This window comes from Sulfurovum sp. AR, assembly GCF_000296775.1.
Classification (GTDB): domain Bacteria; phylum Campylobacterota; class Campylobacteria; order Campylobacterales; family Sulfurovaceae; genus Sulfurovum; species Sulfurovum xiamenensis.
Genome location: NZ_AJLE01000001.1, coordinates 198,215 through 223,651, shown reverse-complemented (window position 1 = coordinate 223,651; position 25,437 = coordinate 198,215). Strand labels below are relative to the sequence as shown.

Below are 25,437 nucleotides of genomic sequence, written 5' to 3'. Positions count from 1 at the left end.
TTGACTTATCTTATAATTTATAGAAAATATGAGTAATATAATATTCATTTATTTATTGTTATAACTACAATAATCCTGATATTTTTTCATATCACTGCTTTAAGCGATTTTTCTCTATTACATTATATAGGGTTAAAATATACTGCATCTTTATCTATACACTCCTCTATATTATTCTTGTATCTTTAGTGTTAAAACATTGATCAATGATAAAGATTATACAATTAGTTCATAAGTCATATCAATGTCAAATTGTGAAATAGTAACAATAGACTGTTAAATTTACTTTTTAGTACAACTTTATTTTTAATAAAGAGTATATTTTAAAAAATTCATCTATAATGGCTAAGGTTTTAAAGGGTGGTTTTGTCAACCTTTTTTGTTCAGATTTATTTTGATTTAGTCTTCTAACCATGAAAAATGGCGAATTCTAGACCAGCCAATAAAATTTTTTACGAACTAGTTTCGTAAATTACAGGAGTTTTTAGTGGAAAAGATTATATTGCTCATTCCAGCTATACCAATTGTTATAGCATTTATACTAATTTTTGTTAGTAAAAAGGAACATATCCCAAAAGTGAGTATCATGTTGTCAAGTATGATCGCATTGTTAGGACTCTATGGAACCTATCATGTGATCACTACCGATGAACCTATACATGGACTTGGCGGTCTGTTTGTTTTTAATGAGCTTTCTGCAATACTTGTACCTTATGTGGCTATTTTAGGTCTTGTGATACGTAAATATGCTACAAAATATATGTGGGATGAACCAGGATATAAAAGATTTTTTATCCTTTTAAATTTTATTTTCTCTGCTATCTACATGCTGGTAATGAGTAATAACCTTGTGATTCTTGCTATTGCTTGGCAGTTAATGAGTATCAGTCTGTACTTATTGGTATCATTTAATGTCGCATCAAAAAGTGCGGTAAAAAATGGTAGTTGGACCATGCTTATACATAAAGGGGCCGATTTACTCTTTATACTTGCAGTGATATTGACCTATCAGACGTTTGGCAGTGTTGACCTGGGACAACTGAGTCAAACATGGCTGGAGATGTCTAAAAACCCTATTGACAATCCTACTATTTTTGTGATCGGGTTGCTTTTCTTAGTGGCTGCCATGATGAAATCTGCGATCGTACCATTTCATATCTGGCTGCCTTATACATCGGAAGCTCCTACACCTGTATCGGCTTTAATGCATGCAGGGGTAGTCAATGTAGGTGGTATCTTGCTCAATAAATTGGCTTTCTTGCTTCTACTGACACCGGCCGTACTTAATATTGCATTTGTCATAGGACTCTTTACTGCCATTTTTGCATCGGTACTGATGTTGGTCGTACCTGATATCAAACGTTCACTTGGTTACTCGACAGCGGGTCAAATGGGATATATGATCATGGAAGTCGGGCTTGGTGCATTCAGTCTTGCGATCTATCACCTTATGGTACACGGTGTCTTTAAAGCAACACTCTTCTTGGAATCAGGTGGACTGATACGCTATGCGAGACATGACCCTAATATTCCACAACGTCTCTCTTACAAGTTGTTCTGGGAAGAAAAAACAGAGCATAAAAGTAACAAGACGTTTAATCTTATTGCACTCTTTACCATCCTGCCGCTTCTTATATTCATCGGTGTGAAAATGGTGCTTAGCGAAGAGTTCTTTGAATTTAACGCTGCTATCGTGATCTTGGCATTTGGTTGGCTCACCGGTACCCAGCTCTTCTTGTCCTTCTTTAAGGTTTCAAGGTCTGACTCGATCAAAGTGATCTTAGCGCTTGTAAGTTCATTTATTATTATATTATTTACTTATGAGTTTGTTGGATTGGCATTGGAGCATTTTATCTATGGTGAACATGCCCTGCTTTTCTATGGTGCCGCAACGCTGAATGTAACCATCATCATGTCAATGGTTGCACTGGCTGCGATTATGATCATCGGGTGGCTGTTTATGTATAAACAACACTTTGTGGATATACAAAAAAGTAAAATGCCAAAGAGAACACAATGGCTATTTTATAAACTCTTGGCAAAAGAAGCCTTTGTCCCAGACTTCTTTATCAAATACATTAAAATTTTCAAGAAAGGTTGAGTATGTTAATGAGCATCATTTTATTAATATTAGCTGCAGGCGTACCTTATTATCTTATTTTAGAGAAAAATAAAAAACTGAACAGTGAAAAGATCTTTTTAATAAGCAGTTTTTTAGTGCTTTGTGCCATTGTGATCTCTTCATTTGTCACAGGTACATACTCTAGTCTGCTAGTGATCATTTCATTACTAAGTGCCATATTTTCTATCTATAAGGCAACCAAAACAACCAATTTTTATAAGTTTGGTTACTATTTGCTCTTTATCAATGCACCATTTTTTATGTTATTTATAAGAGAACAGGGTGTACTTTACACACTCTCTCTATTGATCACACTTGGAGGTGTTTATTCTATAGCAAAACACTATGACAAGTACTATGGAAGTGCCAATTATCATGGTATCAGCGGTACCACCTTGGCGACTCCGTATGTGGGTGCTTTTTTAACCGTTTATTTGATCACCCTTGCACTCTATCCACCATTTCCTAATGCACTCTTTTTACTGAGCAGTATGATCAAAGAGGAACCAACACTGCTATGGTATATCGTGGTAGTGATAGTATTTTTGGGGAACTTCATGGTGGCTATGAGAGTGATGCCAAGGACTGTCTTTGGAACACCCAATACCAATCTACACTATGTGGATCTGACATCCAAGGAGAAGATCATACATTTTATTATTATCATCCTACTACTTATTCTAAGTATCATTGGATTTAAAGGGGCTATCGCATGAGTATATTAGAAAAACTGAATGCCGTTAAAAATACTGTTCCACACTATTGGCCTATCGGTTCATTCATTCATCATAATCCGCTCAAAGGATTTGAACATCTTAACTTTAAAGAAGGGCTTGATAAAGCCCAGAGTATCTTTGGCGGTAGAGTCTATATGGAGCCATCGTATTATCTAAAGCTCTATGAAGAAGGGAAGATCGATCCTACCATTCTAAAATCCAACCTGCAAGAAATTCTAGAGATCGACGGCCTGGCAGAATATTATGATCTGGCTGAAAAATGTCTTTTAGAAGTCAATCCGAAATGGAACAGTTTCAGAAGTTCTGCATCGATCAAAGAGCATAAAATCGATGAAGAACTTTTAGCCTATCTAGATGAAAAGTTCTTCTATCATAATAAAGAGAAATGGCGTAAAAAACTTACAAAACATATGACACTGTATGAGATCAATGACATTCTTTTTGACAGAGATGATAAAGAGATCATCGAAAAAGAAGTGATCGAATATATTACACGTTTTTTAGATGAAGAGCAGACGACACTCAGTATGTCAAATAGAGATCTGGGGATGTTTGAAACCTTTAAACACTATGAGAACTTTGACTATGCACATGATTCTGAAACTTTTGTAAGAGAGGCTCTAGAAAAGCTGGAAGTTGCCGATGAAGATATAGAGAGAAACCTTCTTAAACACATTCTGAAACTTCATGGTTGGGCAGGATTTATCAAGTATCGCTCCGAAGACCCGAACTATTATTCACAACAACAGAATCCTTCATCTTTAATGGATTATCTGGCAATCAGATTTTACTATGAACTCAAGTATTTAAAACATAGAAAGATCAGCAGCTACAAAGAACTGGCAAATTACATTCAAGACAATAGTGCGTATGTACTACTCAAAATACTTAAACATAAAGGTAGCTTGCCTGGAAAATTCATCGATGCGATGGAAGAGCGGCAAAACTATGATGATATCTTAGAGAGCTATACACAGTATGTGCTTCAGCTAGATGCGAAGCAAGTACACCTTGCAAGTGATCATCTGGGTAACACAGAGATACCACTGCCTGAACTTGCCAAGATCATGGAGACGCTAAGAGCAGAGGAAGGATACATCTGGCTTAAATCACTTGAAGACAGTTATATCCGTTCATATGTCGATGAGTTCACCAATGTACCACAAGAGGAAACTGAAAAAGCGGTAGCTTCTGCCACATTCTGTTTGGATGTAAGGTCTGAAGTGATCAGAAGACAGATCGAAAGCTCTGGTCCATACCAAACCTATGGTGCAGGTGGATTCTTGGGTCTTCCGATCGCATTTGTGGAATTTGATAAATCACATGAACTCTTCTTGTCTCCAGCGATCGTAAAAGCGGGAAATATCGTATTTGAAATACCAAAAGAGCGTTATGAAGATTACAGTTCCAAAAAAGGAATGAATAAAACGACCAAAAAAGTATTGAGCGATCTCAAAAACAACCCATATACACCTTATATTATGGTTGAAGCGATCGGCTGGATCTTCGGTATCAACCTTTTTGGAAAAACGTTTTCTCCAAGAAGAACACAGAAGCTTTTTTCAAAACTAAAGCCTCAAAAACCAAAGACAACCTATACTTTAGATAAACTCTCATCTGAAGAGATCGAGATGTATGTCAATAAACTTCATACACATATCATTAGTGAAGTCTTGTCAAACCGCTGCCCTAAAGAATGTACAACAGATGAGATCCAGGCGATAAGGGATCATCTTGTTCTAGGTAAGGAACTCACTGTGGAATTGTCCAGTGAACTGATAGAAAAACTCAAAAATGAGTACAAGATCACCGAAGAGGACTATACGTTCCAAAAACATAAACTTTCTATGGTTGGTTTCACACTTGAAGAGAAGGTAAACTATCTTCATAACTACCTGACAATGATAGGTCAAGTGGATCACTTTCCTGAGTTTGTGACCATCATCGGTCACGGAAGTATCTCTGACAACAACCCATTTGAGTCAGCACTTGATTGTGGTGCATGTGGAGGAAATATCTCTCTTCCAAATACAAGAGCACTTTGTATGATAGCCAATACAAAAGAGGTACGTGAAGCCCTAAAAGAAAAAGGCATTGATATTCCTGATAGTACTAAATTCATACCGGGGTTACACATCACCACTACCGATGAGATCAAATACTATGATACAGATATCCTCACAGCTGAAGAGATGCCTAGATTTTTCCAGATCATGCGTGACTTTAACAAAGCCTCTCAAATGTCTAGAGAAGAAAGAATAGAAGTGCTTCCATATACCCATACGCAAGAAGATGTCATGATCAAGTCAATGGACTGGTCTGAGCCTAGGCCTGAATGGGGACTGGCGGGTAATATGGGAGCCTTTGCAGGACCTAGAAGTTCAACAAAACATGTCAATTTACACAATAGGTTCTTTATGCATTCATATGACTGGAAGGTAGATAATGACAATGCTGATATCCTCACACGTATCTTCAACGGGCCACTTATCGTAGGTGAATGGATCAATATGGAGCACTATTTTTCTACCGTAGATAACGCCGTTTATGGTGCTGGTTCTAAAGTCTATCATAATGTGGTTGCAAAAGTGGGTGTCTATAATGGGAATTATAGTGATCTAAAGATAGGCCTTCCTACACAATCCGTTCTTTTAGAAGGTGAAGCGTATCATGAACCAGTTAGACTACTGACATTTATGGAGGCTCCTTTGGAAAAAGTAGGAAAAGCCGTAGAGAACTCTATAGCAAAAGAGTTTATTTTAAATGAGTGGATTCGTCCAGTGATCATTGATAAAGAGGCTAAAAAAGTCTACACCTACGAGTCAGGTGATTTTAAAGTCATTAAAGAGCTCTAATCGCTCTTTTTATGACATCTTAAGTTTTAAATGATATAAACCTCTTATAAATAGTATAAAAAAAGGAAATAGTATGTATACCCTAGAGATTGAAAAAGAGTGTAGCTGCGTTAAAAAAAGCGGATTTGAAAAAAGTATGACATTCGAATCAAGAGAAGATATGTATAACAAAGCACGCGTTCTAGAGTGTCTGATGAATCAACAGTTTTGTATGACACACTTTTTTGAAGCCGTAGATTATGGTGACAAAATTGTCATACATAGCAGTGTAAGACCTGATGATGAGGACGATGATGACATTGAAGATGCGAATACACTGGTAAAGAAAAGTGATGTTACAATTGGATTTGACGGCAGCCAAGTACCTCCAAAAGAGAGTGGCTCAAACTAATAAAGACCTGCGTAATCAATAATTATTATTCTAAGTCAAGGTAGAGCAAAAACCACTCCTTGACTAATCTAAAAAGTGACTCAACTGCTAATACGAATCACCAAGATGCATAGCAATCTTCGAATCCCATCTTGAAATATGTAATATAATTCAATGCTTGAACCCCTCCTCTATAAACCTTTGTACTTCTTTTAGACTTTTATAAAGAATGTATACTTTTCGGAGTAATTTTATCTTATTTAAAGTTTTACTAACTATACTCCCGTAAATAAATGACCAAAAGGAAAAAAGTTTATGTATACAGTACAAATGGAACACGAATGTGGATGTTTTAAAAGAAGTGAATATGCAAGTGAAAAAACATTTGATAATCAACAAGATGCGTACAATTATTCAAAAATAGCCGCAGAATTTATGAATGAGGATTTTTGTTCAAAACATCTCTTTTTTGCTCAAAAAACCTCTGATAATACATTTTTGATCAGGGTAGCTGAGAACCCTAATACAGGCGGTTCATGCGGAACAAGCAGTGCAGGTAGCTGTAGTACTGAGAGTGGAGGTTCATGCGGATGTTCATAGCCTCTGCACTTATTTGAAGAGGCAGGTCTATTCAGAAGCAGTACGCTTCATCACTGGGTAGAGATCTCTCCTCTCCACCCTCTTTTATTTTTCTTCAATAGTAATATCTGAAGCTATAATATACATCGGTGCATTATGCACATGTAACATAGCACTACCACGACCTACCGCAAAACCATAGAGATCATGCTCTTTGATGATGCTGATACCGCTCATCATATCAAGAAAAGCGAGTACACTGTTTTGCAGTATTCTTGACTCTTTAATATCTTTAAACGTTATATTGATCGTATGAAGATCTTCTCCTTCATCATCCTGTACCACAAGCGTCACCACTTTTGAAGTATCTGATAGTGATTGCACTGAACGTATCTGAGCATCTTTAAAGTGATGATACTTCTCTAGTAAGCTATTTATTTGTTCCATTTTTGGCCTTTTTGTAAGATATGACATCTTAGCGAAAGAAGACTTACTTATACCCTTTGCAAGACGCTCGTTGGATTTTAAGATTTATTATGACAGATAAGATATACAAGTAGAATGGGAGGGATATATTGATCTATAAACAAATCATATAATATTTAATAAAGAATAATATGCTATGCTACATTTAGAACTATCAAGAAAGGATTACACATGAGTAAATTAGATTTAAGACTGACAGAAAACGTACTGCCTGGGCTCAATAAGATCAATAATGATTTGATAGATGTTAAGAAAAGATCACATGGTGATAGCTCTAAACTAATGGAGTCTGATCTAGAGATCTGGCGTGAAATCTTTAAAGAAGACCAAGTAAAAATACACGGTTGTAGATGCGGGTGCAGATAAATAGTTAATAGGCTCAAATTAAAACTTGAGCCTCATCTTCACAATCAAATAAGTGTTATTACTCTATCTTATGAGTTTCGTTGGGGGTCGAATATTGCAATTTGTTCCAAAGCTTGATCAAAGTACTCTGGTGTCAACTCAAAGGCATTGATCCCTAAGTCAGCTATACCGTACAGTTTATCTGTATCTTTGGGTGAAACCAAGGCAAATATTGTCTGTTCAGTTTTCATGTCTTTCATCTGTTTTAGAAGACCGGCACCCTCAGGTTCAACGCTCAGATCGCAAAGGACAATATCATAGTCGTTCGCATCAAAAAGTTTTAAGGCCTCTTCTTTTCCTGAAACTTTATCGACCCTATTGAACAATGCATTGAACATTTTGGTCTCTGCATCAAACTCCGACCTCTCATCCTGTATGAAAAGTAAATTCCGTTTTTTATCTCTATTCATTCTTTTCCTTTCATTCAAAACATATCAACTATGAAAAACGTATTTAGATCTTTTTCTTGGTGTTGAGAAACTGTTTGGAGAACTGCTCCCCTTTTTTCTTGAAAACATCAGCGATCTCAGCTACATAGACTTCATCAGCCGTTGTTCCAAAAAGTTCTAGCCACCTGGTAAACGTTTCTCTTTTTAAATGGGGCATCTTTACATGGGCACCTACAAAGTTTCCATAATAGGTATTTTCCCCCAGCATTTTAGCCAACCAGAAATCTGCTAAAAGATCTATATGTTCAAACCAATCTTCACTGCTTAGATCATCGCCAATCTCATCGATGAAAAAAGGCGCTAGTATTTCATCCTCTATCGCTTTTTTATAAAACAGGGTCATCAAGATTCTAAGGTTCGCTCTAGTAATACTGTTTTGAAGTTCTATTCTTGATCCTTTCTCTACAAACCATCTCTAAACACAAGTATTATCAAGGTAAAAGATGCTTTTTTTGAAATGGAATTATAGCAGGATTTATCAAAAACTGGAACACTCCTTTCATCTCTATCTGCTGTGTCCAATAGGCACCATAGCACTCCTATAGGTTTTTTGGGTATAATAGTAAACGATAAATTATCTAGAGTAGATAGGAACAGTATGCCAGTAACGATTAAAAAACCCAAAACACTCAAAGCTTACTTGAAAACAGAGTTCGATACACCTAAGATCTGCCTTGTTTCAATCATCAATGATAAGCATGTTTCATGGGAATTCTGTATGAGAATGCTCAAAGAAGTGTTTCATAAAGATCAGGAAGAGGCAGAAGCCATTGCCCATGAGATCGTAACCAATGGTGAGGGTTTTTGTGGCGGGTATATGTTTGAAATAGCCCAGACCAAAGCAGAGATGATCGAAGAAAAAGCGAAAAAAGAGGGTTTTTCTCTTGTATGCCTGATCGAGGAAGTATAACGCCTCATCTCTCTTCTTCTCTTATTTTACACTTTAACTACTGCAATATATTGATATCTGTCAGTAACTATAAACTTTTATAGCTATAATCTTTTTTGAAAACCTAATTGTATGGAGATAAAATGCTAATTCAACAACAAGATGTACAACAAGTGGCAAATGCTATGATGAATATGCTGCATGAAGATGAGATGGAAGTGATCAACAACTTTTATGATGCTGTGAAAGCCAAAGATGTTGATAAAGTTGACGAACTCTTCCCGGAATTCTTGGCTGAAATCGAGACTCACTTTAAAACAGAAGAGGATATGATGGAACAGAGTGCCTACTCCGATATGCAGATGCACAAAAGTGACCATGATCTCATACGAAAAAAATTAGAAAAGTTTCATAAAAGATGGGAAGTCCTGAAAGGTCCAAAAGAGCTGCAAGGTTTTTTGGAAAAAGATTTTAAAAAGTGGTATACACAACATATTACGAAGTGGGATGCACAGACTGCTCCGAACATCGGCTAATAAGGCCTATTAAAAGTATGGATCCATACTAGGATGGATCTGTGCTTGATAGAGTAAGACTTTTAAAGTCTCTACTTCCATAGGATATTAACTCGCTACGATCTCATCCAATTCATCTGCATAGATGATCTCTTTTTTAAGAAGTATTTTAGAGAGTTTTTCTATAGTACTCCAATGTTCATTGACTAGATGAACCACTGTCTGTTGACCTTCAGTCATCCAGCGTTCAAGAGCAGAGTCTATTTGCTCATGATAGTGTTCTGTATCTTTATTTGCAATAGATTTTTGTTGTGCATCCATCACACCATTGATATTGATATACCCAACCTCTTTATCCATTCCATAATGTGCGATAGCCACGTAAGCATCACGTGTGGCCTGCTGTAGGTCATTTGAAGCACCAGAGTCCATTCCTTCTATATCACCGAACTGTTTGATCTGAGCTGCTCTTCCTGCCAATGAGACACATATTTTGTTTTTAAAATCTTTAACCGTCATATTCTCTTGCACATCACTGTAGTTATGTGAAATGAAATGTTCATTATTGTCTTTAGGTGTAAGACTGACATGTTCTATATGAATATGAGGCATTAAGACCTTAGAGATGACTGCACGTCCTGCTTCATAGACCGCTGTCTCTTCAAACATCTGTTCAAGAGAGAGATAAGACTGTCTCTCTCCATATTTGATCGTATTGATCTGCTCAATGAGGATATCCTGGGTGATCGCAGGCAATCCATGACGCAAACAGTAGTATGAGGCTTCTTTTCCTAGCATTTCAAGTTGGGAACCTGTAAATCCTGTGGTATACATCAGCAGTTTTTTCATATCAAATGTACCGCTTGTAGGCTTTTCATTGATCACTTTATCCAAAAAGTACTGCCTTGCATCTTTATCAAGATTGTTGATCTCTATATGGATCTCTACCCTTCCCGGCCGTATAATAGCTGGATCGATATTTTCTTTGTAGTTGGTTGCAGCAATCACAAAGATATCTTCACCTTTTCTCCCTGAAAAACCATCCATCTCTGACAAGAGTTTATTGATAGGTACTTCCCTACCGTTTTCTGCATCACGTCTTCCGATAGTATCTATCTCGTCAATAAAGATGATAGCCGGTGCATACGCTTTTGCCCTGGTAAAGATCGACTTTGTCTTTTCAGGCTGGAGCAGCTCCAATCCCGTAGTCGAGATAAAAGGGAGTTCCGCCTCTTTGGCAAAAGCCTTTGCCAGCATCGTCTTTCCTGTACCCGGAGGTCCATACAAAAGCATACCTTTTGGCGGTGCAATATTAAAACTTTCCAAAAGTTTTGGCTCTTTAAAAAAGTTAATGACCTCACCTAGTCTCTGCTTTGCCTTATGGTGGCCTGCAATATCATTAAAAGAGACATTAGGAATGTCAAAGACCAAACCATCTTCGCTAAAATCCTTGATCCTCACTACCTGTGAAAACTTACATGAATTGACTTTATAGGTAATGATGCCATTCTTCTCAGTGATCGTATCATTGATATCAAGGGTAGTGTTTTTTCTAAAGAGTTCTCTTACAAGGGTCTCATTTTCTATAAGCGGTGTTACCCGTTCTTTTAAATATGCTACAGACTCTTTAGAGAGAGATACCTTGATCTGCTTGAAATACATGATAGGTTTGTCTGAATCTTGCATGAATTGGGTGATTCTATTAAAAAAGTAAGTACTTACCTTCTCTTTAAGACGTCTTGCATCCAGTTCTGGAGCAAAATTAAGCATCTGTATTTTCAAAAAGTTATCAAAATTCTTACCTACAACAAACTCGATCTTATATTGATCATTGAACTCATCTTTATAGCCCAGGAAGACTCTTTTGGATATTTTCTCAAAGGCATCATACTCAAGCTTGTTAAACAGAACAATGTGTGCCTTAGAGAATCTCGAAACGAGCTCAGGGACAATGGCTTCTTGGACACCACCGCTTCTGCTTTCTCTCTTCTTTTCTCTCTTTATAGCCTCAAGGATCATTGATTCAGCTTGTACATAGTCTTTTTCAACTAGATCTTGAAATCTGTAATCTTGATAAAGCTCTTTACCGACACTCGTCGTAATGATAAAAATGGCCTCTGTAAAATCCACCATATAGTTTGCATTTTCATCGTTGTAGATGATATCAGGATCTTCATTACACGGCTCATCTGTGATCTTATCCCAACCACATGCATCACGCATCTTACCACCTTCAAAGATGGAAAAAAGGTTATTCTGGATGACATTGTCACACTTTTCAAAAGAATCAAGTACGATGACAGCCTTAGGATTTCTATGTACGAAGCCTGTGAGTTGACCGACGCCATACCCTTTCCACCCGGCAGGATAACCATACAACTCTCCACCGTTTTGCTGATGGTACTGTGTCATATCGAACTTCATGATCTTATACTTAGGTATATGTTCTGCCATCAGTTCTGCAAGGAAGGTCTTACCGGTAGCCGGAGGTCCTAAAAAAAGATAGGTTGCCTTAGGTCCTTTTTGATCTTTGACAGTGGTTTTCATACTGTTGGCAACAACATTGATCGCTTGTTCTTGTCCAAAGAGTTCTTTAGAAAGTACTTCTTTAAACTGCTTAACAAATTCTATATTGTTTTGCGCCTCTTGGAGGGCTTCATCGTCCCATTCGCCTTTATCTAATTTCTTGTATTTTTCAATATTGGCTTTGACTAATGCTTCTGTTTCTGTCATCTTTTTACTCTTATTGTTTAGATCTATTCTATCTCTATCATTAATGAAGTGAATTGTAGCTTTTCTATCTTAATTATAGTATCAGGTGAGTAATGAATAACTAGCCGTTACTCTTTGCTTTAGCAATACGCGCTAACATATCATCCAGGCTTCCAGTAGAACGTACCTCTACTACTGCTGTGACTACGGCATGCAATGCAACATATTTTAGATATTCTGTAAGCTCTTCACAACCGCTCTCTTTCATATTCTCTTCTATTTTTGTTTTTTGTGCCTCTGTGACTTTAAATCCAAGTTCTACCGATGCTTCGCCAGTGGATGAACCTGCAGGTGTAAGTGTGAATGCCTGCGTTTTGAGTGCAACGACTTTTAGATAGGCAGAGGTGTTATCAAACCCATTTTCTAACGCTCTTAGATCTATTGTCTTTTTTTGTTCTTGTGTTACATGAAAGTGTATATCAATCGTTGTATCCATGAATCTTTTTTTCCTTTAGGACTTTTGTAGGCCATCATATTGTAAATTCACTTAAATCCCTATTTCAAACCTAAAAGACATGATGTGATGCTTTAATATTTAAGATAGAAAAGCTACAATGCATCCAAATAATTCATTGCTAAAAAAGATGAAAAACGATAAAGGTAACGATAATGAATACAGATGCATTAGTACTATTACAAGATGACAATACATCCGCAGATATCTTAGATCAATTAAGTACAGATGAGAATCCGTTTGTACGCGTACGTGTCGCTGCACATATGAATACATCAGCAGAAACACTGGTGAAACTGAGTCAAGATGAGATTCCTCTGGTCAAACAGTTTGTTGCAGAACATTTAAATACACCTGTAGATACTTTAGTTGAACTCAGCCAGGACAGTGACTTTTCCTATTGGATCGCAGGAAACCCGAATACACCTTTGGAGATACTCACTGAACTTAGTAAACATGAAGATGAAAATGTGCGATCCTCTCTTGCTGTCAATCCAAGTATACCAGGTGAAATATTGGATCAATTAATGATAGATGAGAATGAAGATGTCCGTGCCGCTGTTATGAAAAATCCAGTGATACAGGCCAAGACCGGGAAATAGCTTTTCTCTCTTCATCACTTAGATAGAGAGAACGTAAAAACCATGCCATCAAATGTGTAAAGATGAAGATCCTTCATCTTTGCCCTATTGCCACTAAGATTTACACTTTGATGCATAGTCCTTTTTTACCTCTGCGATAAATGCATCGGTAAAGAGGTCTATGTACTCCTCATCTTCATCATGATAAGCTATAAACCCAAAAAAATCCTCAGGTGTGATCTCACACTCACACATTTTGTCTATAGCTTCCATATAATGGTCAGTAGCGAAGAGTCCTGCTATCTCTTCTCCTCGATACTCATACGCTTCATGATCGATCTCTTGATAACACTTTTGTTCATGCAGTAAGGCTTCAAGTTCATCGATCCTATGACCTTCCGCTTCTGAGGCAGCTCCATTTTTTAGAATGGTCATAATGATCTCCTGAAGCTCTGCTAATATTTTTGCCTGTTCACTCATTTCATCTCCTTTTAGTAGTCATCATCTTCATCGTCGTCGTCATTGATGCCAAGGTTATCCATAAACTGTTCTGCAAGGATGTCGGCTTTTCTATAAAACTTATCAGCGATCTCAGGAACAAAGAGCCGATAGACCGTTGCATGAAAAAGTTCTAACCATCGTTCAAAGGTTTCACGGTGAAGCGGCCCTAGAAATGCATGCGGAGGAAAAGGGTGGCCCTGATACGGTGACTCACCTGTCATCATCTGCATCCAAAAATTATAGAGTGTATTCAAGTGTTCATACCATTTACCGTTTTTCAGATCATTTCCCAAAGCTTTAACAAAAATAGGACCTAGGATATCATCTTGAAGTACGTCCGTATAGAACTCACGTACCATTCTCTCTATGGAAGGTCTGTCAACTGAATCATAAGGCATTATCTCTCCTAATATTAATGCTGTGAGTATAGCTAAACTATACTACAAATGTATTTACACGTGTTGTACTTTACAACATTACACACTGACTGAACACTCTTTGGCGAGTAAAGTCTCTAGCCACTCAATATGCTCTTTTGTCAATTCCAGTTTATTGTAAATACAATCCAACTCTGTCAGGTTTACAAGGTGTACAATCTCTTTGGGTAGAGATGTTAGTTTATTTTTCCAAACGGTTAATTTACTTAAGTTGGTAAGTTTTCCGATCTCTTCAGGTAGAGATGTCAACTGGTTCCCGCCAAGTTCCAAGGTTATCAGATTTTGAAGTTCTCCAATCTGCTTTGGCAGAGTTGTGAGTCGATTCTCTTGTAAAAGAAGCAGTTTTAAATTATGTAATGCCCCTATTTCCTTTGGTAAGCTGCTTAATTGGTTACCGGGGAGATAAAGTTCTTCCAAACTTACAAGTTGACCTATCTCAGAGGGCAAATGCGTAAGCTGGTTGCCTAAAAGATAGAGCTTTTTTAAATGTATCAGATTACCTATCTCTACTGGCAGTTCAGTCAGCTGGGCACCAAGAAGGTTCAGCTCTGTTAAGTTCAGTAAAGCCTCTTTGCTTCTTGGCAATCCTTTGAAGTAACCGCCTTTTAGATATGAATCATGTTCTACCCACTTTAGATCAGGAACAGCATTTTCATCTGCCCATTCCCAAAGTGTCTGAATCCAGAGTTCCTCTGTGTTATTCATGGCTAAGGAAGGGACTTATGCTTTATGGAATCCAAGTATATGCCCAAAAAGTTTATCTTCTGTGAGTCCCATTTTAGCTGCTGTCATCAAGTTATTATCTTGGTAATATTTTAACAATGCCTGTGGATCTTGACCTGTCATTGTAGCCTGGTACCCCAGTGCAGCAATAACCTCTTGCTCATGTACATCAATACCCTCTCTTTTCGCCAAGGCTTCAACAATAAGCGCTAACTTGATACTTTGTCTTGCCTCTTCACGTACAGATTCTCTAAGCTCTTTGAATTTTTCCTTATCTTCTACATATTCTTTATGTTGCTCTTCACTGAATCCTCTTGACTTTTCACGGACCTTCGCATCGATCTCTGTCTCTACAACATTGTTTGGCAAGGTAAAGTCAAATTTTGCGAGTAACGCTTCTACAATTTTCGGCTTAAGATCACGCATATAGATCTGTGAAAGCTCTTCAGCTGTGACTTGTTCTCCGAACTGTTTCTTCAGTGTCTCAACCGTTGCTGTATTATTGTTCAATACCTTTTGTGCAAAAGCGTCATCGATGGTCACCGGCTTTTGTTCTTGAATTTCATGCAATTTAACAACAAATTTGGCTTCTTTCCCCGCTAGATCATCAGCAGAATAATCTTTTGGGAAAGTCACGATAACATCTTTTTCTTCCCCATACTCCATGCCTACAAGCTGTTCTTCAAATCCTGGAATAAACTTGTTGGAACCTACTTTAATATTGAACTTCTCAGCACTACCGCCTTCAAAAGGTTTATCATCTATATACCCTGTAAAATCGATCACAGCGACATCACCAACTTCGATCGGCTTTGGTGTTTCAAGTTTGGTAAATGGCGCTTGTTGTTGAGCGAACTCTGCAAGTTTTGCTTCTACCGCTTCGGGACTTGCAGTAGGTTTTGTGTAAGATGGCGCGATCTCATCGAAATCAATGTCATCAACATTGATCTCAGGGCTTACAGCAACTTCTACTTCAAAGTAAATACTATCTTCTTGTTGCTCATACTTTTTAAGTCCAGGTTGACCCAAAATGTTTTCAACATCTAAATTACCTTCTTTAATTCCAGCATTAATGAAGTCTTGAAATACTTGACCTGCGGCATTTTGTTCAATATTCTCATCTGTGGACTTTTCGTCCTTTGGTGCTTTTTCTGATTCTTCTTTAAGTTTAGCGACTTTCTCTTCGATTACGCTATTTTGAACTGAACCACTTATAATGTAGTTTATATCATCTACTTTTTCTACTGTAACTTTCACTACAATCCTTTCGGTTTTAAATTGCGTAATTTTAGCATTATTGTCTAAAATTAACAAACTCATAGTTTTAAGCTATGAAACTATTTTAATTTTACGATTTGAGCTTTATAAGTTGGAGATTTAATTGATTTTATTGCTAAATGATCAGAGAGCATTTAGCTTAGTCACCCGAGAGGGTGACCAATGGGGTTGAAGAGACTACTCTTCGTGACCAGCCATTTCCATTGTAATACAATTACGGTCAAGCATGTCAGAACAAACGTATACACAAAGTGCACACCCTTTACATCTGTTTTCATCTACCCATGATGTGTTTCTCTCTTTATCGAACATAAGCGTATTCGCTTCTGGACAATATAGTGTACACGTGTTACATTTATATTCAGCACATTTGTCTGCGTCTACTTTTGCTACATAATACATTTATTTCCCTTCCTTATACGTCAAATCTGACAATTAGTTCTGAACCAGAGATATCTACTTGATCAGCCATCTCGAAAGTTTTATTGATAACTTCCATGTTTTTAGCAAGTAATTCTTCTTTTTTCTTAAACTTTTTCTCAATAGCAGAATCCAGCATTGCTGTACCACCAGAAGAAACGAATGAAGTTCCTAAGAATCTTTCTTTTACCGCTGCTTCGATGTTTTCTGTTGTTACAAGTTTTGTAAGACCAAGAAGCATACCCATCATTGCCATGTTCGTAGCAAGTTCAGTACCAGCAATGTCAAGTGCCAATTTTGTTGCATCAAATTGTACAACAGTTGCATTAAGATCTTCAAGAACTTTAATATCGTCTTCGTTAAGAACATCAAAGTCAGTATTGATAATGATCAAACTGTTTGGTTTTAGACCTGTATAGAAAGGCATTGTATATGATTTACCATGAGTAACAACTTGTGAATGGTAGATCATAATAATATCAGGGTAAACAACTTCACCCACTTCATAAATAGGCTCTGAAGAAGCTCTTACGTACGCTTCAACAGGTGCCATTCTTTTTTCAGATCCAAAGAATGGTACCAAAGATGCGTATTTACCTGCGTTATCCATAGTAGAACCAAGGATGTGAGCAGTTGTTACAACACCCTGCCCACCTAGTCCTGAAATCCTAATATTATATCGTTCTTTTTTCTTTTGCTCAGCCATATTAAACCACCTCTGCTTTTTTTGCTCTTTTTGCTGCTTTTTCTTCAGCTTCTACACGATCAATTACAGCTTTAGCTTCATCAGTCATGTACTCTTCGAATTGGAATCTTGTTTTCTCTTTCTCTTTTGCATCCGCAAATACATCTTCTGTAGGGATAGAGTACTCAATGTTACATGAAGTATATGCATGAACAAATGTAGGACCAACTTCTCTAGCAACAAAGATCGCTCTTCTGATCACTTTTGCAGCTTTCTTGATGTTTGTTGGAGAAAGTCTTACTGTATACACACAACCAGCAGCTTGCGCCAATGCTGTTGCAGGCATTTTCTCACCTTTTTTACCAAGTGGAGCCATCTTAAGGATTGCACCTTTAGGAGACATACCAGACTCTTGTCCACCAGTGTTTCCGTAAACTTCGTTATCAAGCATGATCGTTGTGAATTTTTCACCACGGATCCATGAGTGCATAGTCATAGAGAAACCGATATCCATAGTACCACCGTCACCAGCGATAGTGATAACATCTTTGTGTTTCTCAGGGAAACGTAATCTGAATGCACGTGTAAGACCAGAAGCCATGGCATTTTGGTCACCGTAGTTACCATAGATGAATGGAACAGCTGCTTGAGAAATAGCCAAACGACCACATCCTGCTGTACCTAATGTAACAGTCTCTTCAGGTTGTGGCAATGAAGCGAAGATCAATCTAATGAAATACGCCATCCAACAACCAGAACACATTGGGTGTTCTTCCATCAACTCTTTAAACTGACCCATATTTCCTGGACCAGCTTCATCTTGAGTCTTTCCAAACGGACCGTAGTCAACTAACTCAACATAATCTTTTGGTAAATATTTTTTAAATCTCTCTGCTGGAGTTATATATTTTAAGCTCATTTTATCCCCTTTTTATAGTTTTAGATCGTACTCTAGACCAAGAGCAGTGTGAATTTCTTTCATGATCAATTCCACTGGAAGTGTCATACCACCATATACTCTTGGACCTTCTACAACAATTCCACCATTTGGAATAGCTGCTTTAACTTCTTTACATAACCAACCAATGATGTTGTGCTCAGGAACGATTACCGCTTTAGCATTTTTCAATGCATCTCTGATCTCTTGAGTTGGGAATGGTCTGATTGCTTTTACTTTAACGAAACCAACACTTAGTCCATCTTCTTGAGCATATCTGTGTGCTTCTCTACATTGTGCTGCAGCACAACCAGAACCAAGTACAAATACATCTGCTTCAGGGTTTTGAACTTCGATAGGTCCACCAAGGTACTCATAGATATATTTCATCGCACGTTGGTTTGAATCCCAGATCTCTTGCTGCCATACTGAGTGAATCAAGTAAGACATGAAGTTTGACTTTTGAACTGGAGCATCACGCTGGATTCTAGCTGGTGGAGTTTCATTATCCATAGCTGGAACCGGTGCTGCAACTGGATCAAAGTCATTTAGACAAAGATCATCCGCTGTCATATCAACATAACCCTTAGCGTGCGTTACGAAGAAACCTTCTGTTGCAACAGCTACTGGAATATAAACATCAACTTTTTCAGTGATAGCAAATGCTGCCAATGTATAGTCGAATGTATCTTGCTGGTTTTCAGCATGAAGCATTACCGCACCACAGTGCATCATGTATGCCATTTCGATGTTATCTGGCTGAATTGACAACGGTGCATTTACAACACGAGTCAAGATACCAAGTACAGCTGGAACTCTGTGTCCAGACCATGATACAATCGCCTCTAGACCTCTAAGAAGTCCTGGTCCTGATGTCGCTGTAAATAGACGAACACCTGCTCTTGCCGCACCAGCGATCGCTGACATAGTACCAAGCTCTTCTTCAGCTCTGTAGTACTCTTTAATGTGACCTTGTGCATAAATATCACCAACAAGGTGCATTACTTCTGATTGTGGTGTAATAGGATAAGCAATCGCCATATCAACGTTTGCTCTTTTAACAGCTTCCGCCATCGCCTGTGCACCTGTAATAAAGTGCTGCTCTCTTGGAGCCTCTTTTAATATATAATTTATATCTGCTTTTTGTTTTTCTAATTGTGGTCTTTGACTTGCATCCATTGATTTTCTCCTTTATTCAACGTCAGTAACATGCTCACCTTTTTTGGTCATGATGAGACTTCTATACTCGCCATAATCAGCCGGTGATAATGTTGCATAATCTTCTTTTTCTAAAGATGGATTTTCAGGTGGTAGAGTAGTTTCCCACTCAATGCCTAATTTGTTTCTTTCTTCAATTACGATCTCTTTGAACTTTTGAATGTCTGATGCATGGAGATCTCTAATAGATGCCATTGCTTCTTCATGTCCCATATAAGCACATAATGCTGTAGTATAACAATCAGTACCAGCACGGATCATTCTAAGTGAAAGGTTTGCGTAGTGACAATGCACACCAACAAAAATACAAGCTTTGATTCTGTTATCTAAGATTGTTAGATTTGGGTGATTTGGATTGATTTCAGCCTTAACATCAATTTTTGGATATTTTGGTCTGTAATCTGGCATTGGAATAATTTTACAGTTTGGAATCTCAGATGCAAGATCTAAAATAGCTGCAGCTTTTTCCGCAACATCATCTTTCCAGTCCCATAAAACTTGTGGTCCAGGGAAGATTGTTGGGTTGTCTCTTGTGAGTAATGCTCTAGCAGCATCTCTCATTGCCTCTTCAGGCGTGACAACATTACCATAAAGTAAAGCTTCACCCTCTTTTGGAAGCTCTACCCCCATTGCCGGTGCTGACTGTGGCATATACCCAGCAGGACCTTCTGTTACGATTTTCGTCATAGTTGACTCCTTATATGTATGAAGTTTCGAAAAATACACCAAAAGTGTATTAAAACATTTTTAGGTTCCAGTGTATTAAACATTTAAAATTCATTATCAATAGATATAAAGTTTTTCAAAAAGAACATACACTATAGGTACATTCAAAGAAAAACATGAATTTGTGTCTTATAGTATCCAATATAATTTAAATAAAGAAGATAAGACCACGAATAAACGGTATACTTATCACAAATAGTTACCATATGATGCAGATATTAGTCAAATAGTTACCATATGATGCATAAGTCATAGGTAGAAGTGATAAAAGTCATTCATAAAATAAAGTAAAAAGAGATATCTGTAGCGTTAATGGTTAGACTCTTCTCATACATATATAGTTAGTAACAATATCTATTACCATGAAGCGATAAAAATAGAATAATAAAGAGTTGTATATGGATGTTGCCACTTCTGGTGGCAGTTTTAGTTATTGATCCTATCTTAGTAAGAACATGAGAAGGATATAGTTGTGAATAAGTCTAAATCTCTGTAGACCTATTCATAGTATCTGTCTATGCAAATAGATCACTTTTTTCTGGGTTTTTTTCCTGATACTTAACGATATATGAACATTTAGCTACAGCTTTTTTATTGGCTTTTCTGATCTCTTCTAGTACATCTTCTAAAAGCGTCTTAGCAAGACCTTGACCTGCTAATGCTTCTGGTACTTGAGTCTCTGTCAAATGCATATTTCCATTTTGATCATCATACGTAATATATGCGATATGGTCATCTATATGGTATTCATATTTACATTCATCTTCATTGTGAATTAGTGTATTGGACATGATATCTTCCTTTTATTTTTTGCGTATTTTATCATTTTTTTCTCTGCAATTTATTAAATAGCTCTATTTGTAGATTTTTAGCCTATTTTCAGACCTGTCAATTATCTATTGAATGATCCCTCTGAAACTCTTTTATCCCTTTGTATATTTGGTACCATTATCTTCCAGTGAAGTTGATTTCATTCCTGAAATTCATTCTTTAATTTGCAATTAAAAAACTAATGCTAGAATACACAAAAATCATGATGGGGTATTGATCATATGGATGATAAAAATACAAAGCGTTATTTAGAATTACAAATGGAAGAGCTTAAAGCTGCACATGCAGATGCAGTTGAAGAGAATTCTGCTCCCAAAAACAACGATAAAGTGAACAGTAAAAATGCTGAGATCGCAAAAATGTATGAAGATGCAGCAGAATATGAAGCAAACTTAAAAGGTTTTGAAGAGGAGTTGGAAATCGTCAATGCCAATGCGCTTAAAGATATCGCTGCAGCATTGATCCAAAAGTTTCCAAACGAAGAGAGAGATTATGCGCAAGAGTTAAAAAGCATATTGGAAACGGGTTGGACACATCTTGTAGAGGTCGAAAAAACACATCCGAAAGAGCAATTAGAGTTGATCAAAGAAACAGAGTTTGGTGATGTTGTGGAAAAATTAAATGGTGCGTATCCAGAGTATAGCGGTGATTTTGAAGCGGATGTGAGAAACTTTTTGGTAAAAAGATGGGAAAATCTCATCGCAATTACACAAGAGCATATCAAACAAGAGCTCGCAGAGATCAAAACGACAGGTCTTAAACCAAAATATGTAAAAAGGGTGTATGAGCAATTTCATGGAATTGCTTAGTAAGCATGGCAGGCTAAAAATAAAATTTTAGCCTAAAGAGAATCTCTTAACGAGATTCTCTTTTAGCCCATCTCTACAGAATCTATCTCTGTTTTAAATTGTTCAATAGAGAAAGTAACCAGATTAGCTATCGCTTTTGCTGTATTGTTTAGATATGTAGGTGTTAAACGGATTTTACGTGTTGGTTTTGTGTATTCACTCACAACATATGTCACTAAAATATAAGGATCTCCAGAAATATCACAACTGTCTGATGTTGTCGCTACATCAGGTATACAATATTCAATATCGATATCTGGGTCTACCATCACATTATTCACAAGTGATACAACTGCTTCCAATTTCTCTTTAGTTTCTTGTTCCGTTGCAATGTCTTCTGGATTATTCAAAAGTGCGGAAATTTTTTCCAGTTTCTCTTTAATTTCTTTATCCAATACTGTTTCTTCCGGATCATTCATAAGTGCTACAATTTCTTCCAATTTAGCTTTGATTTCATTTCTCATTACAATTCTTCTCCTAAAATTATATAGCTGATCATTATCAATGAAAAGCATGAAGATATGATAGTATTTTTTTCTTAGAAAACTCTATCAAATCCCATACTTCAATTGTATCATAATAAAACGGAAGTATGTACAAAAAATGACAAAAAGTCCTCTAAAAAAGGGAAATTATCAGTAAAACGTTTCATGAGGGGATCAAGATAAATGATGATGACGAATAAAGAAATATGTTATCTCATCATTTCATTTTTTTTATTTTGCCTGAAAGGGAACTTCATCTAAAGAAAACGCTTTCAACCTATCGATGATCCATTGATGTTCACTGGAGTTTTCATTGAAATAGAGAAATATCCCTCCCCCATCTTCTTCATTTTGTATCAGTATGCTCTCTTCGCTTTCCAACTCCCAGGCACTCAAAGATCCATATTCTACATACGATTTTTGTATCACATAGCTTTGCAGTGTGATCTCTTTCTCCAAAGAGTAAAAAAGAAATCTTTTTGAAGCAACATCCTCTATCTTTACTGGTGTAGCAGAGTGTAAATGATGTATGGTATATCCAAAGTGCTCTAAAAGTTCAGATAAAAAACCCTGAGTCCAAGTAAGTACTTGTTTCATACATTTGGTGGTTGCAGGATCTTTATTGTCTCTATCCAAATAGGAAGTATTATAATCTTTACAGATATTGCTATAGTCTATGCCGATACCTATTTTTTTCATATTTAGGCCTCTTTTATCACGCTGACTTCATCTCCAACTTCGATTCTTCCATAATCTATTGGAGTGATGAAAAGACCACGGTTTCCTTGAATGAGTTCTGGAAGCTCAGGGGCAAAGGCGTAAAGATATCGATAATCTTCACACGGTCCTTGCACTTCAAACATGATTTCTCCTATCTCAATGATCGATCCTTTTTTCAGATGATAGAGGTCAACATCTACATAAATATCTTCCATCAAAAGGCCTCGTTCAAAAACAAGTTCTGCTTCTTCTATAATGTCATAACTCTTTTTTGAGACAAGAACCATCGGACGTTCAGTTCCATTTTCATAGTCCCTACTTCCCATGATACCATTTTCATCACACTCCATGTCGTCAACCCTCATACGGTGACCAGATCGCATCATATCGGGCATCGTCATATATAACGATAATACTTTTCCACTTGTCATCTGTTATCCTTTTTTATAATCATACAAATTTTGTGTGATACTAGCATAATTTATCTGTAATCTCATTACTTTTATAAATAAGACCAATAAAACACTAAGCTACTTGGTGATTTGGAGACCTAAAAAGATACTTGTCTGTTCTTACGTTCTCATCTATTTCTGATGCTTTAACGAAAGCTCCACAAGACGTGAGGATAACTCGTGGTTTGAATCGACAAAATCAATATTACGCATCACTTGGAAATGCTGTCTCTCCTCATCGGTATCGACTTTTATGATGATATTAGCCTCGCTGTAGTAGTCTATGACTGCTTGACTGATAAGGTCTTTCGTATGTTCATCCTGCATCGTAATAATAATACCGGAACTCTCTTCCACCTTCAGTGACTCCATAACGGGACGTTTGTTCAAGTGTCCAAAATACGCAAGGAAATTGATTCTTCTTGCCAACAAAACATGTTGTAAATTGTCTGAGATAATAATAAAATCGATGTTTTTGGCATAAAGCTCTTTGGCAACAGCTCTTCCCAGCGTACCGAACCCCACGATAATAATGTGATTTTTCTTATCGATCGGGGTAATCACATCAGATTCATAAAACTCTTTTTCAAAATAGGACGAGAGTTTATAGATATTGTTGAGTACAAACGGGGTGACGATCATAGATACAAAGGTGACTAAAAATAAAAAGTTTGCCATATCGTGTGTGATCAGTTGCTTCATTGCAGCCAGATCAAATACGACAAAAGAGAAACCTCCTATCTGTGCTAAAGCAAGTGCTGTTTTCATAGAGGTATTGGTATCTGATTTTCTTCTGATAATGAGATAGATGACCCCCATTTTTACCAAAGAGACCAATGCGAAAATAAAGAAAACCATATGAAGGTTTGAAAAGAGATAAACGATATCGATCTTTGTCCCCACACTAAAAAAGAAGACACTTAAAAGCAGATCCTTGTAACTTAAGATATCTGATTCTACCTTAATGGCATATTTCGTATCAGCGATCAGAACACCGGCTATAAAGGCTCCAAGAGAGTATGTAAAGCCTATAGAGTGCATCAATACTGCCATACCCAGTACAATGGTAAAAATAGCCCCAAGAAAGATCTCTTCCAGTTGTGTTCTTGCTGCGAACTTCAGTATCATATCAACGATCTTATCACCCACATAGCGAATAAACAGGACTATGAACACAAGTGCCAACACCGTTTTCAATATCACATCCATAATAGACATATCTGTTCCTGATGCGCCATAAGATAGAAAGGTGATCAGCAGCAAAATAGGAATGACTGATATATCTTGAAAGATCAAAATACCGACCGATTTTTTCCCATACGGCGTGTAGATATCTTTAGACTCTTTCAGATACGGAAGCACAATTGCCGTTGAGGATAATGAGAATGCCAGCGCAATAATAATAGAGCTCGTAACATTTAAGTTAAACGCATAAAAAGCCAAAGGGAAAAAGAAGAGTACACTTAAAAAAAGCTGTAAGGCCCCGTTAATAAGCAGTGTCTCTTTCATTTTTTTGATCTTCTCAAAACTGAGTTCCAAGCCGATGGTAAACATTAAAAAGACGATACCAAACTCCCCTACCAATTCAAGAGAGTCTATTTTCAGGGTATTAAAATCAAAAAGATAACTAATGATCGTACCCGTAAAAATATAGCCAAGTATATGCGAAATATTTTGTCTTTTGAATATGATGTTGAGTAGTGTTGCAATGAAAATCGTTGCAAAAATTGCTAATAATAAAGTTTCCATGAGCAATTATAATCAGAAATTTTATGCTTAGTATCAAAAAATTGTATATAAATTAAACATTAAAGACGTAATATAAAAAGTGACATGCTAAAAATGCAAACAAAATAAGGATTTTAGGGGGATTGAGTGGTGGGTCGGGGGAGACTCGAACTCCCGACCACTCGGTTATGAGCCGAGTGCTCTAACCAACTGAGCTACCGACCCGTAAGAGCG

The 25,437-nt window shown here is 37.0% G+C and carries 29 protein-coding genes and 1 tRNA gene; 10 read left to right on the top strand and 20 right to left on the bottom strand.

The genetic code is table 11. The features are described 5' to 3' along the window. Positions 1-586 precede the first annotated feature (586 nt). The 5 genes from SULAR_RS01110 (at position 587) to SULAR_RS01090 (ending at position 6,684) form a co-directional block, all read left to right on the top strand. Complete coding sequence (locus SULAR_RS01110; protein WP_238536345.1) at positions 587-2,101, top strand: proton-conducting transporter membrane subunit; 1,515 nt, start codon at positions 587-589, stop codon at positions 2,099-2,101. Positions 2,102-2,103: 2 nt separating this feature from the next. After that, entirely contained in the window at positions 2,104-2,838 is a 735-nt protein-coding gene (locus SULAR_RS01105; RefSeq protein WP_037999772.1) for a hypothetical protein, read from the top strand. Next, positions 2,835-5,714 carry a DUF2309 domain-containing protein gene (locus SULAR_RS01100; RefSeq protein ID WP_008242078.1) on the top strand — a complete coding sequence of 960 codons (2,880 nt, stop codon included), beginning with the start codon at positions 2,835-2,837 and terminating at the stop codon, positions 5,712-5,714. The genes SULAR_RS01105 and SULAR_RS01100 overlap by 4 nt, the downstream gene beginning before the upstream one ends. Positions 5,715-5,787: 73 nt before the next feature. Next, on the top strand, positions 5,788-6,105 hold the full coding sequence (locus SULAR_RS01095; RefSeq protein ID WP_008242077.1) for a hypothetical protein: 318 nt from the start codon (positions 5,788-5,790) through the stop codon (positions 6,103-6,105). Positions 6,106-6,399: 294 nt separating this feature from the next. After that, the gene (locus SULAR_RS01090; protein WP_008242076.1) at positions 6,400-6,684 is read left to right on the top strand and encodes a hypothetical protein; all 285 of its coding nucleotides are present in this window, start codon (positions 6,400-6,402) and stop codon (positions 6,682-6,684) included. An 84-nt stretch (positions 6,685-6,768) separates the two neighbouring features. Here the strand turns inward: SULAR_RS01090 and SULAR_RS01085 are convergent, their stop codons facing one another. Further along, positions 6,769-7,110: a hypothetical protein gene (locus tag SULAR_RS01085; RefSeq protein WP_008242075.1), complete on the bottom strand. Its 342-nt coding sequence runs from the start codon at positions 7,108-7,110 to the stop codon at positions 6,769-6,771. A gap of 210 nt (positions 7,111-7,320) precedes the next feature. Here SULAR_RS01085 and SULAR_RS01080 point away from each other — a divergent pair, with 210 nt between their 5' ends. Then, on the top strand, positions 7,321-7,515 hold the full coding sequence (locus tag SULAR_RS01080; RefSeq protein WP_008242074.1) for a hypothetical protein: 195 nt from the start codon (positions 7,321-7,323) through the stop codon (positions 7,513-7,515). 68 nt (positions 7,516-7,583) lie between these two features. Here the strand turns inward: SULAR_RS01080 and SULAR_RS01075 are convergent, their stop codons facing one another. After that, positions 7,584-7,964 carry a response regulator gene (locus tag SULAR_RS01075; RefSeq protein WP_008242073.1) on the bottom strand — a complete coding sequence of 127 codons (381 nt, stop codon included), beginning with the start codon at positions 7,962-7,964 and terminating at the stop codon, positions 7,584-7,586. 43 nt (positions 7,965-8,007) lie between these two features. Further along, positions 8,008-8,346 carry a group III truncated hemoglobin gene (locus SULAR_RS01070; protein ID WP_008242063.1) on the bottom strand — a complete coding sequence of 113 codons (339 nt, stop codon included), beginning with the start codon at positions 8,344-8,346 and terminating at the stop codon, positions 8,008-8,010. Positions 8,347-8,601: 255 nt separating this feature from the next. Here SULAR_RS01070 and SULAR_RS01065 point away from each other — a divergent pair, with 255 nt between their 5' ends. Continuing rightward, positions 8,602-8,913 (top strand): ATP-dependent Clp protease adaptor ClpS, encoded by a 312-nt coding sequence (locus SULAR_RS01065; protein ID WP_008242061.1) that lies wholly within the window; start codon positions 8,602-8,604, stop codon positions 8,911-8,913. Between the two features lie 122 nt (positions 8,914-9,035). Continuing rightward, the gene (locus SULAR_RS01060; protein WP_008242058.1) at positions 9,036-9,428 is read left to right on the top strand and encodes a hemerythrin family protein; all 393 of its coding nucleotides are present in this window, start codon (positions 9,036-9,038) and stop codon (positions 9,426-9,428) included. Positions 9,429-9,515: 87 nt separating this feature from the next. Here SULAR_RS01060 and SULAR_RS01055 read toward each other — a convergent pair whose 3' ends face one another. Both SULAR_RS01055 and SULAR_RS01050 read right to left on the bottom strand, forming a co-directional pair. Next, the gene (locus SULAR_RS01055; protein ID WP_008242056.1) at positions 9,516-12,140 is read right to left on the bottom strand and encodes an AAA family ATPase; all 2,625 of its coding nucleotides are present in this window, start codon (positions 12,138-12,140) and stop codon (positions 9,516-9,518) included. 100 nt (positions 12,141-12,240) lie between these two features. Then, positions 12,241-12,615, bottom strand: a complete 375-nt coding sequence (locus SULAR_RS01050; RefSeq protein ID WP_008242052.1) for a hypothetical protein — start codon at positions 12,613-12,615, stop codon at positions 12,241-12,243. Positions 12,616-12,788: 173 nt separating this feature from the next. Between SULAR_RS01050 and SULAR_RS01045 the strand changes: the two genes are divergently transcribed. Beyond that, positions 12,789-13,235 (top strand): hypothetical protein, encoded by a 447-nt coding sequence (locus tag SULAR_RS01045; protein ID WP_008242049.1) that lies wholly within the window; start codon positions 12,789-12,791, stop codon positions 13,233-13,235. 93 nt (positions 13,236-13,328) lie between these two features. Here the strand turns inward: SULAR_RS01045 and SULAR_RS01040 are convergent, their stop codons facing one another. From SULAR_RS01040 to SULAR_RS00995, 10 genes are all read right to left on the bottom strand, one after another. Further along, positions 13,329-13,694, bottom strand: coding sequence for a hypothetical protein (locus SULAR_RS01040; protein ID WP_008242047.1), 366 nt, complete (start codon positions 13,692-13,694; stop codon positions 13,329-13,331). Positions 13,695-13,705: 11 nt separating this feature from the next. Next, positions 13,706-14,113 carry a group III truncated hemoglobin gene (locus SULAR_RS01035; protein WP_008242045.1) on the bottom strand — a complete coding sequence of 136 codons (408 nt, stop codon included), beginning with the start codon at positions 14,111-14,113 and terminating at the stop codon, positions 13,706-13,708. A 78-nt stretch (positions 14,114-14,191) separates the two neighbouring features. After that, a complete protein-coding gene (locus SULAR_RS01030; RefSeq protein ID WP_008242043.1) occupies positions 14,192-14,857 on the bottom strand; it encodes a leucine-rich repeat domain-containing protein in 666 nt (221 codons plus the stop codon). A 15-nt stretch (positions 14,858-14,872) separates the two neighbouring features. Beyond that, positions 14,873-16,132, bottom strand: a complete 1,260-nt coding sequence (gene tig, locus SULAR_RS01025) for a trigger factor (RefSeq protein WP_008242040.1) — start codon at positions 16,130-16,132, stop codon at positions 14,873-14,875. A 198-nt stretch (positions 16,133-16,330) separates the two neighbouring features. Continuing rightward, positions 16,331-16,555 carry a ferredoxin oxidoreductase gene (locus SULAR_RS01020; protein WP_008242038.1) on the bottom strand — a complete coding sequence of 75 codons (225 nt, stop codon included), beginning with the start codon at positions 16,553-16,555 and terminating at the stop codon, positions 16,331-16,333. 13 nt (positions 16,556-16,568) lie between these two features. Then, positions 16,569-17,279 (bottom strand): 2-oxoacid:acceptor oxidoreductase family protein, encoded by a 711-nt coding sequence (locus tag SULAR_RS01015; RefSeq protein ID WP_008242036.1) that lies wholly within the window; start codon positions 17,277-17,279, stop codon positions 16,569-16,571. 1 nt (position 17,280) lies between these two features. After that, on the bottom strand, positions 17,281-18,177 hold the full coding sequence (locus tag SULAR_RS01010; RefSeq protein WP_008242032.1) for a thiamine pyrophosphate-dependent enzyme: 897 nt from the start codon (positions 18,175-18,177) through the stop codon (positions 17,281-17,283). 12 nt (positions 18,178-18,189) lie between these two features. Next, positions 18,190-19,374, bottom strand: a complete 1,185-nt coding sequence (locus SULAR_RS01005) for a transketolase C-terminal domain-containing protein (RefSeq protein ID WP_008242030.1) — start codon at positions 19,372-19,374, stop codon at positions 18,190-18,192. Positions 19,375-19,386: 12 nt separating this feature from the next. Beyond that, positions 19,387-20,100 carry a carbon monoxide dehydrogenase beta subunit family protein gene (locus SULAR_RS01000; RefSeq protein WP_008242028.1) on the bottom strand — a complete coding sequence of 238 codons (714 nt, stop codon included), beginning with the start codon at positions 20,098-20,100 and terminating at the stop codon, positions 19,387-19,389. A gap of 554 nt (positions 20,101-20,654) precedes the next feature. Next, positions 20,655-20,930, bottom strand: a complete 276-nt coding sequence (locus SULAR_RS00995) for a GNAT family N-acetyltransferase (RefSeq protein WP_008242026.1) — start codon at positions 20,928-20,930, stop codon at positions 20,655-20,657. A gap of 261 nt (positions 20,931-21,191) precedes the next feature. Here SULAR_RS00995 and SULAR_RS00990 point away from each other — a divergent pair, with 261 nt between their 5' ends. Continuing rightward, positions 21,192-21,779 (top strand): hypothetical protein, encoded by a 588-nt coding sequence (locus SULAR_RS00990; RefSeq protein ID WP_008242019.1) that lies wholly within the window; start codon positions 21,192-21,194, stop codon positions 21,777-21,779. Positions 21,780-21,841: 62 nt separating this feature from the next. Here SULAR_RS00990 and SULAR_RS10985 read toward each other — a convergent pair whose 3' ends face one another. The 5 genes from SULAR_RS10985 to SULAR_RS00965 all read right to left on the bottom strand — a co-directional run bounded on the left by SULAR_RS10985 (position 21,842) and on the right by SULAR_RS00965 (position 25,428). Then, a complete protein-coding gene (locus SULAR_RS10985) occupies positions 21,842-22,282 on the bottom strand; it encodes a hypothetical protein (protein ID WP_008242017.1) in 441 nt (146 codons plus the stop codon). 252 nt (positions 22,283-22,534) lie between these two features. After that, entirely contained in the window at positions 22,535-23,002 is a 468-nt protein-coding gene (locus tag SULAR_RS00980) for a hypothetical protein (RefSeq protein WP_008242008.1), read from the bottom strand. Positions 23,003-23,004: 2 nt separating this feature from the next. After that, positions 23,005-23,454: a hypothetical protein gene (locus SULAR_RS00975; protein ID WP_008242007.1), complete on the bottom strand. Its 450-nt coding sequence runs from the start codon at positions 23,452-23,454 to the stop codon at positions 23,005-23,007. Positions 23,455-23,607: 153 nt separating this feature from the next. Then, a complete protein-coding gene (locus SULAR_RS00970) occupies positions 23,608-25,224 on the bottom strand; it encodes a cation:proton antiporter (protein WP_037999768.1) in 1,617 nt (538 codons plus the stop codon). A 127-nt stretch (positions 25,225-25,351) separates the two neighbouring features. Further along, positions 25,352-25,428 (bottom strand) — tRNA-Met (locus SULAR_RS00965). Positions 25,429-25,437: the final 9 nt, after the last annotated feature.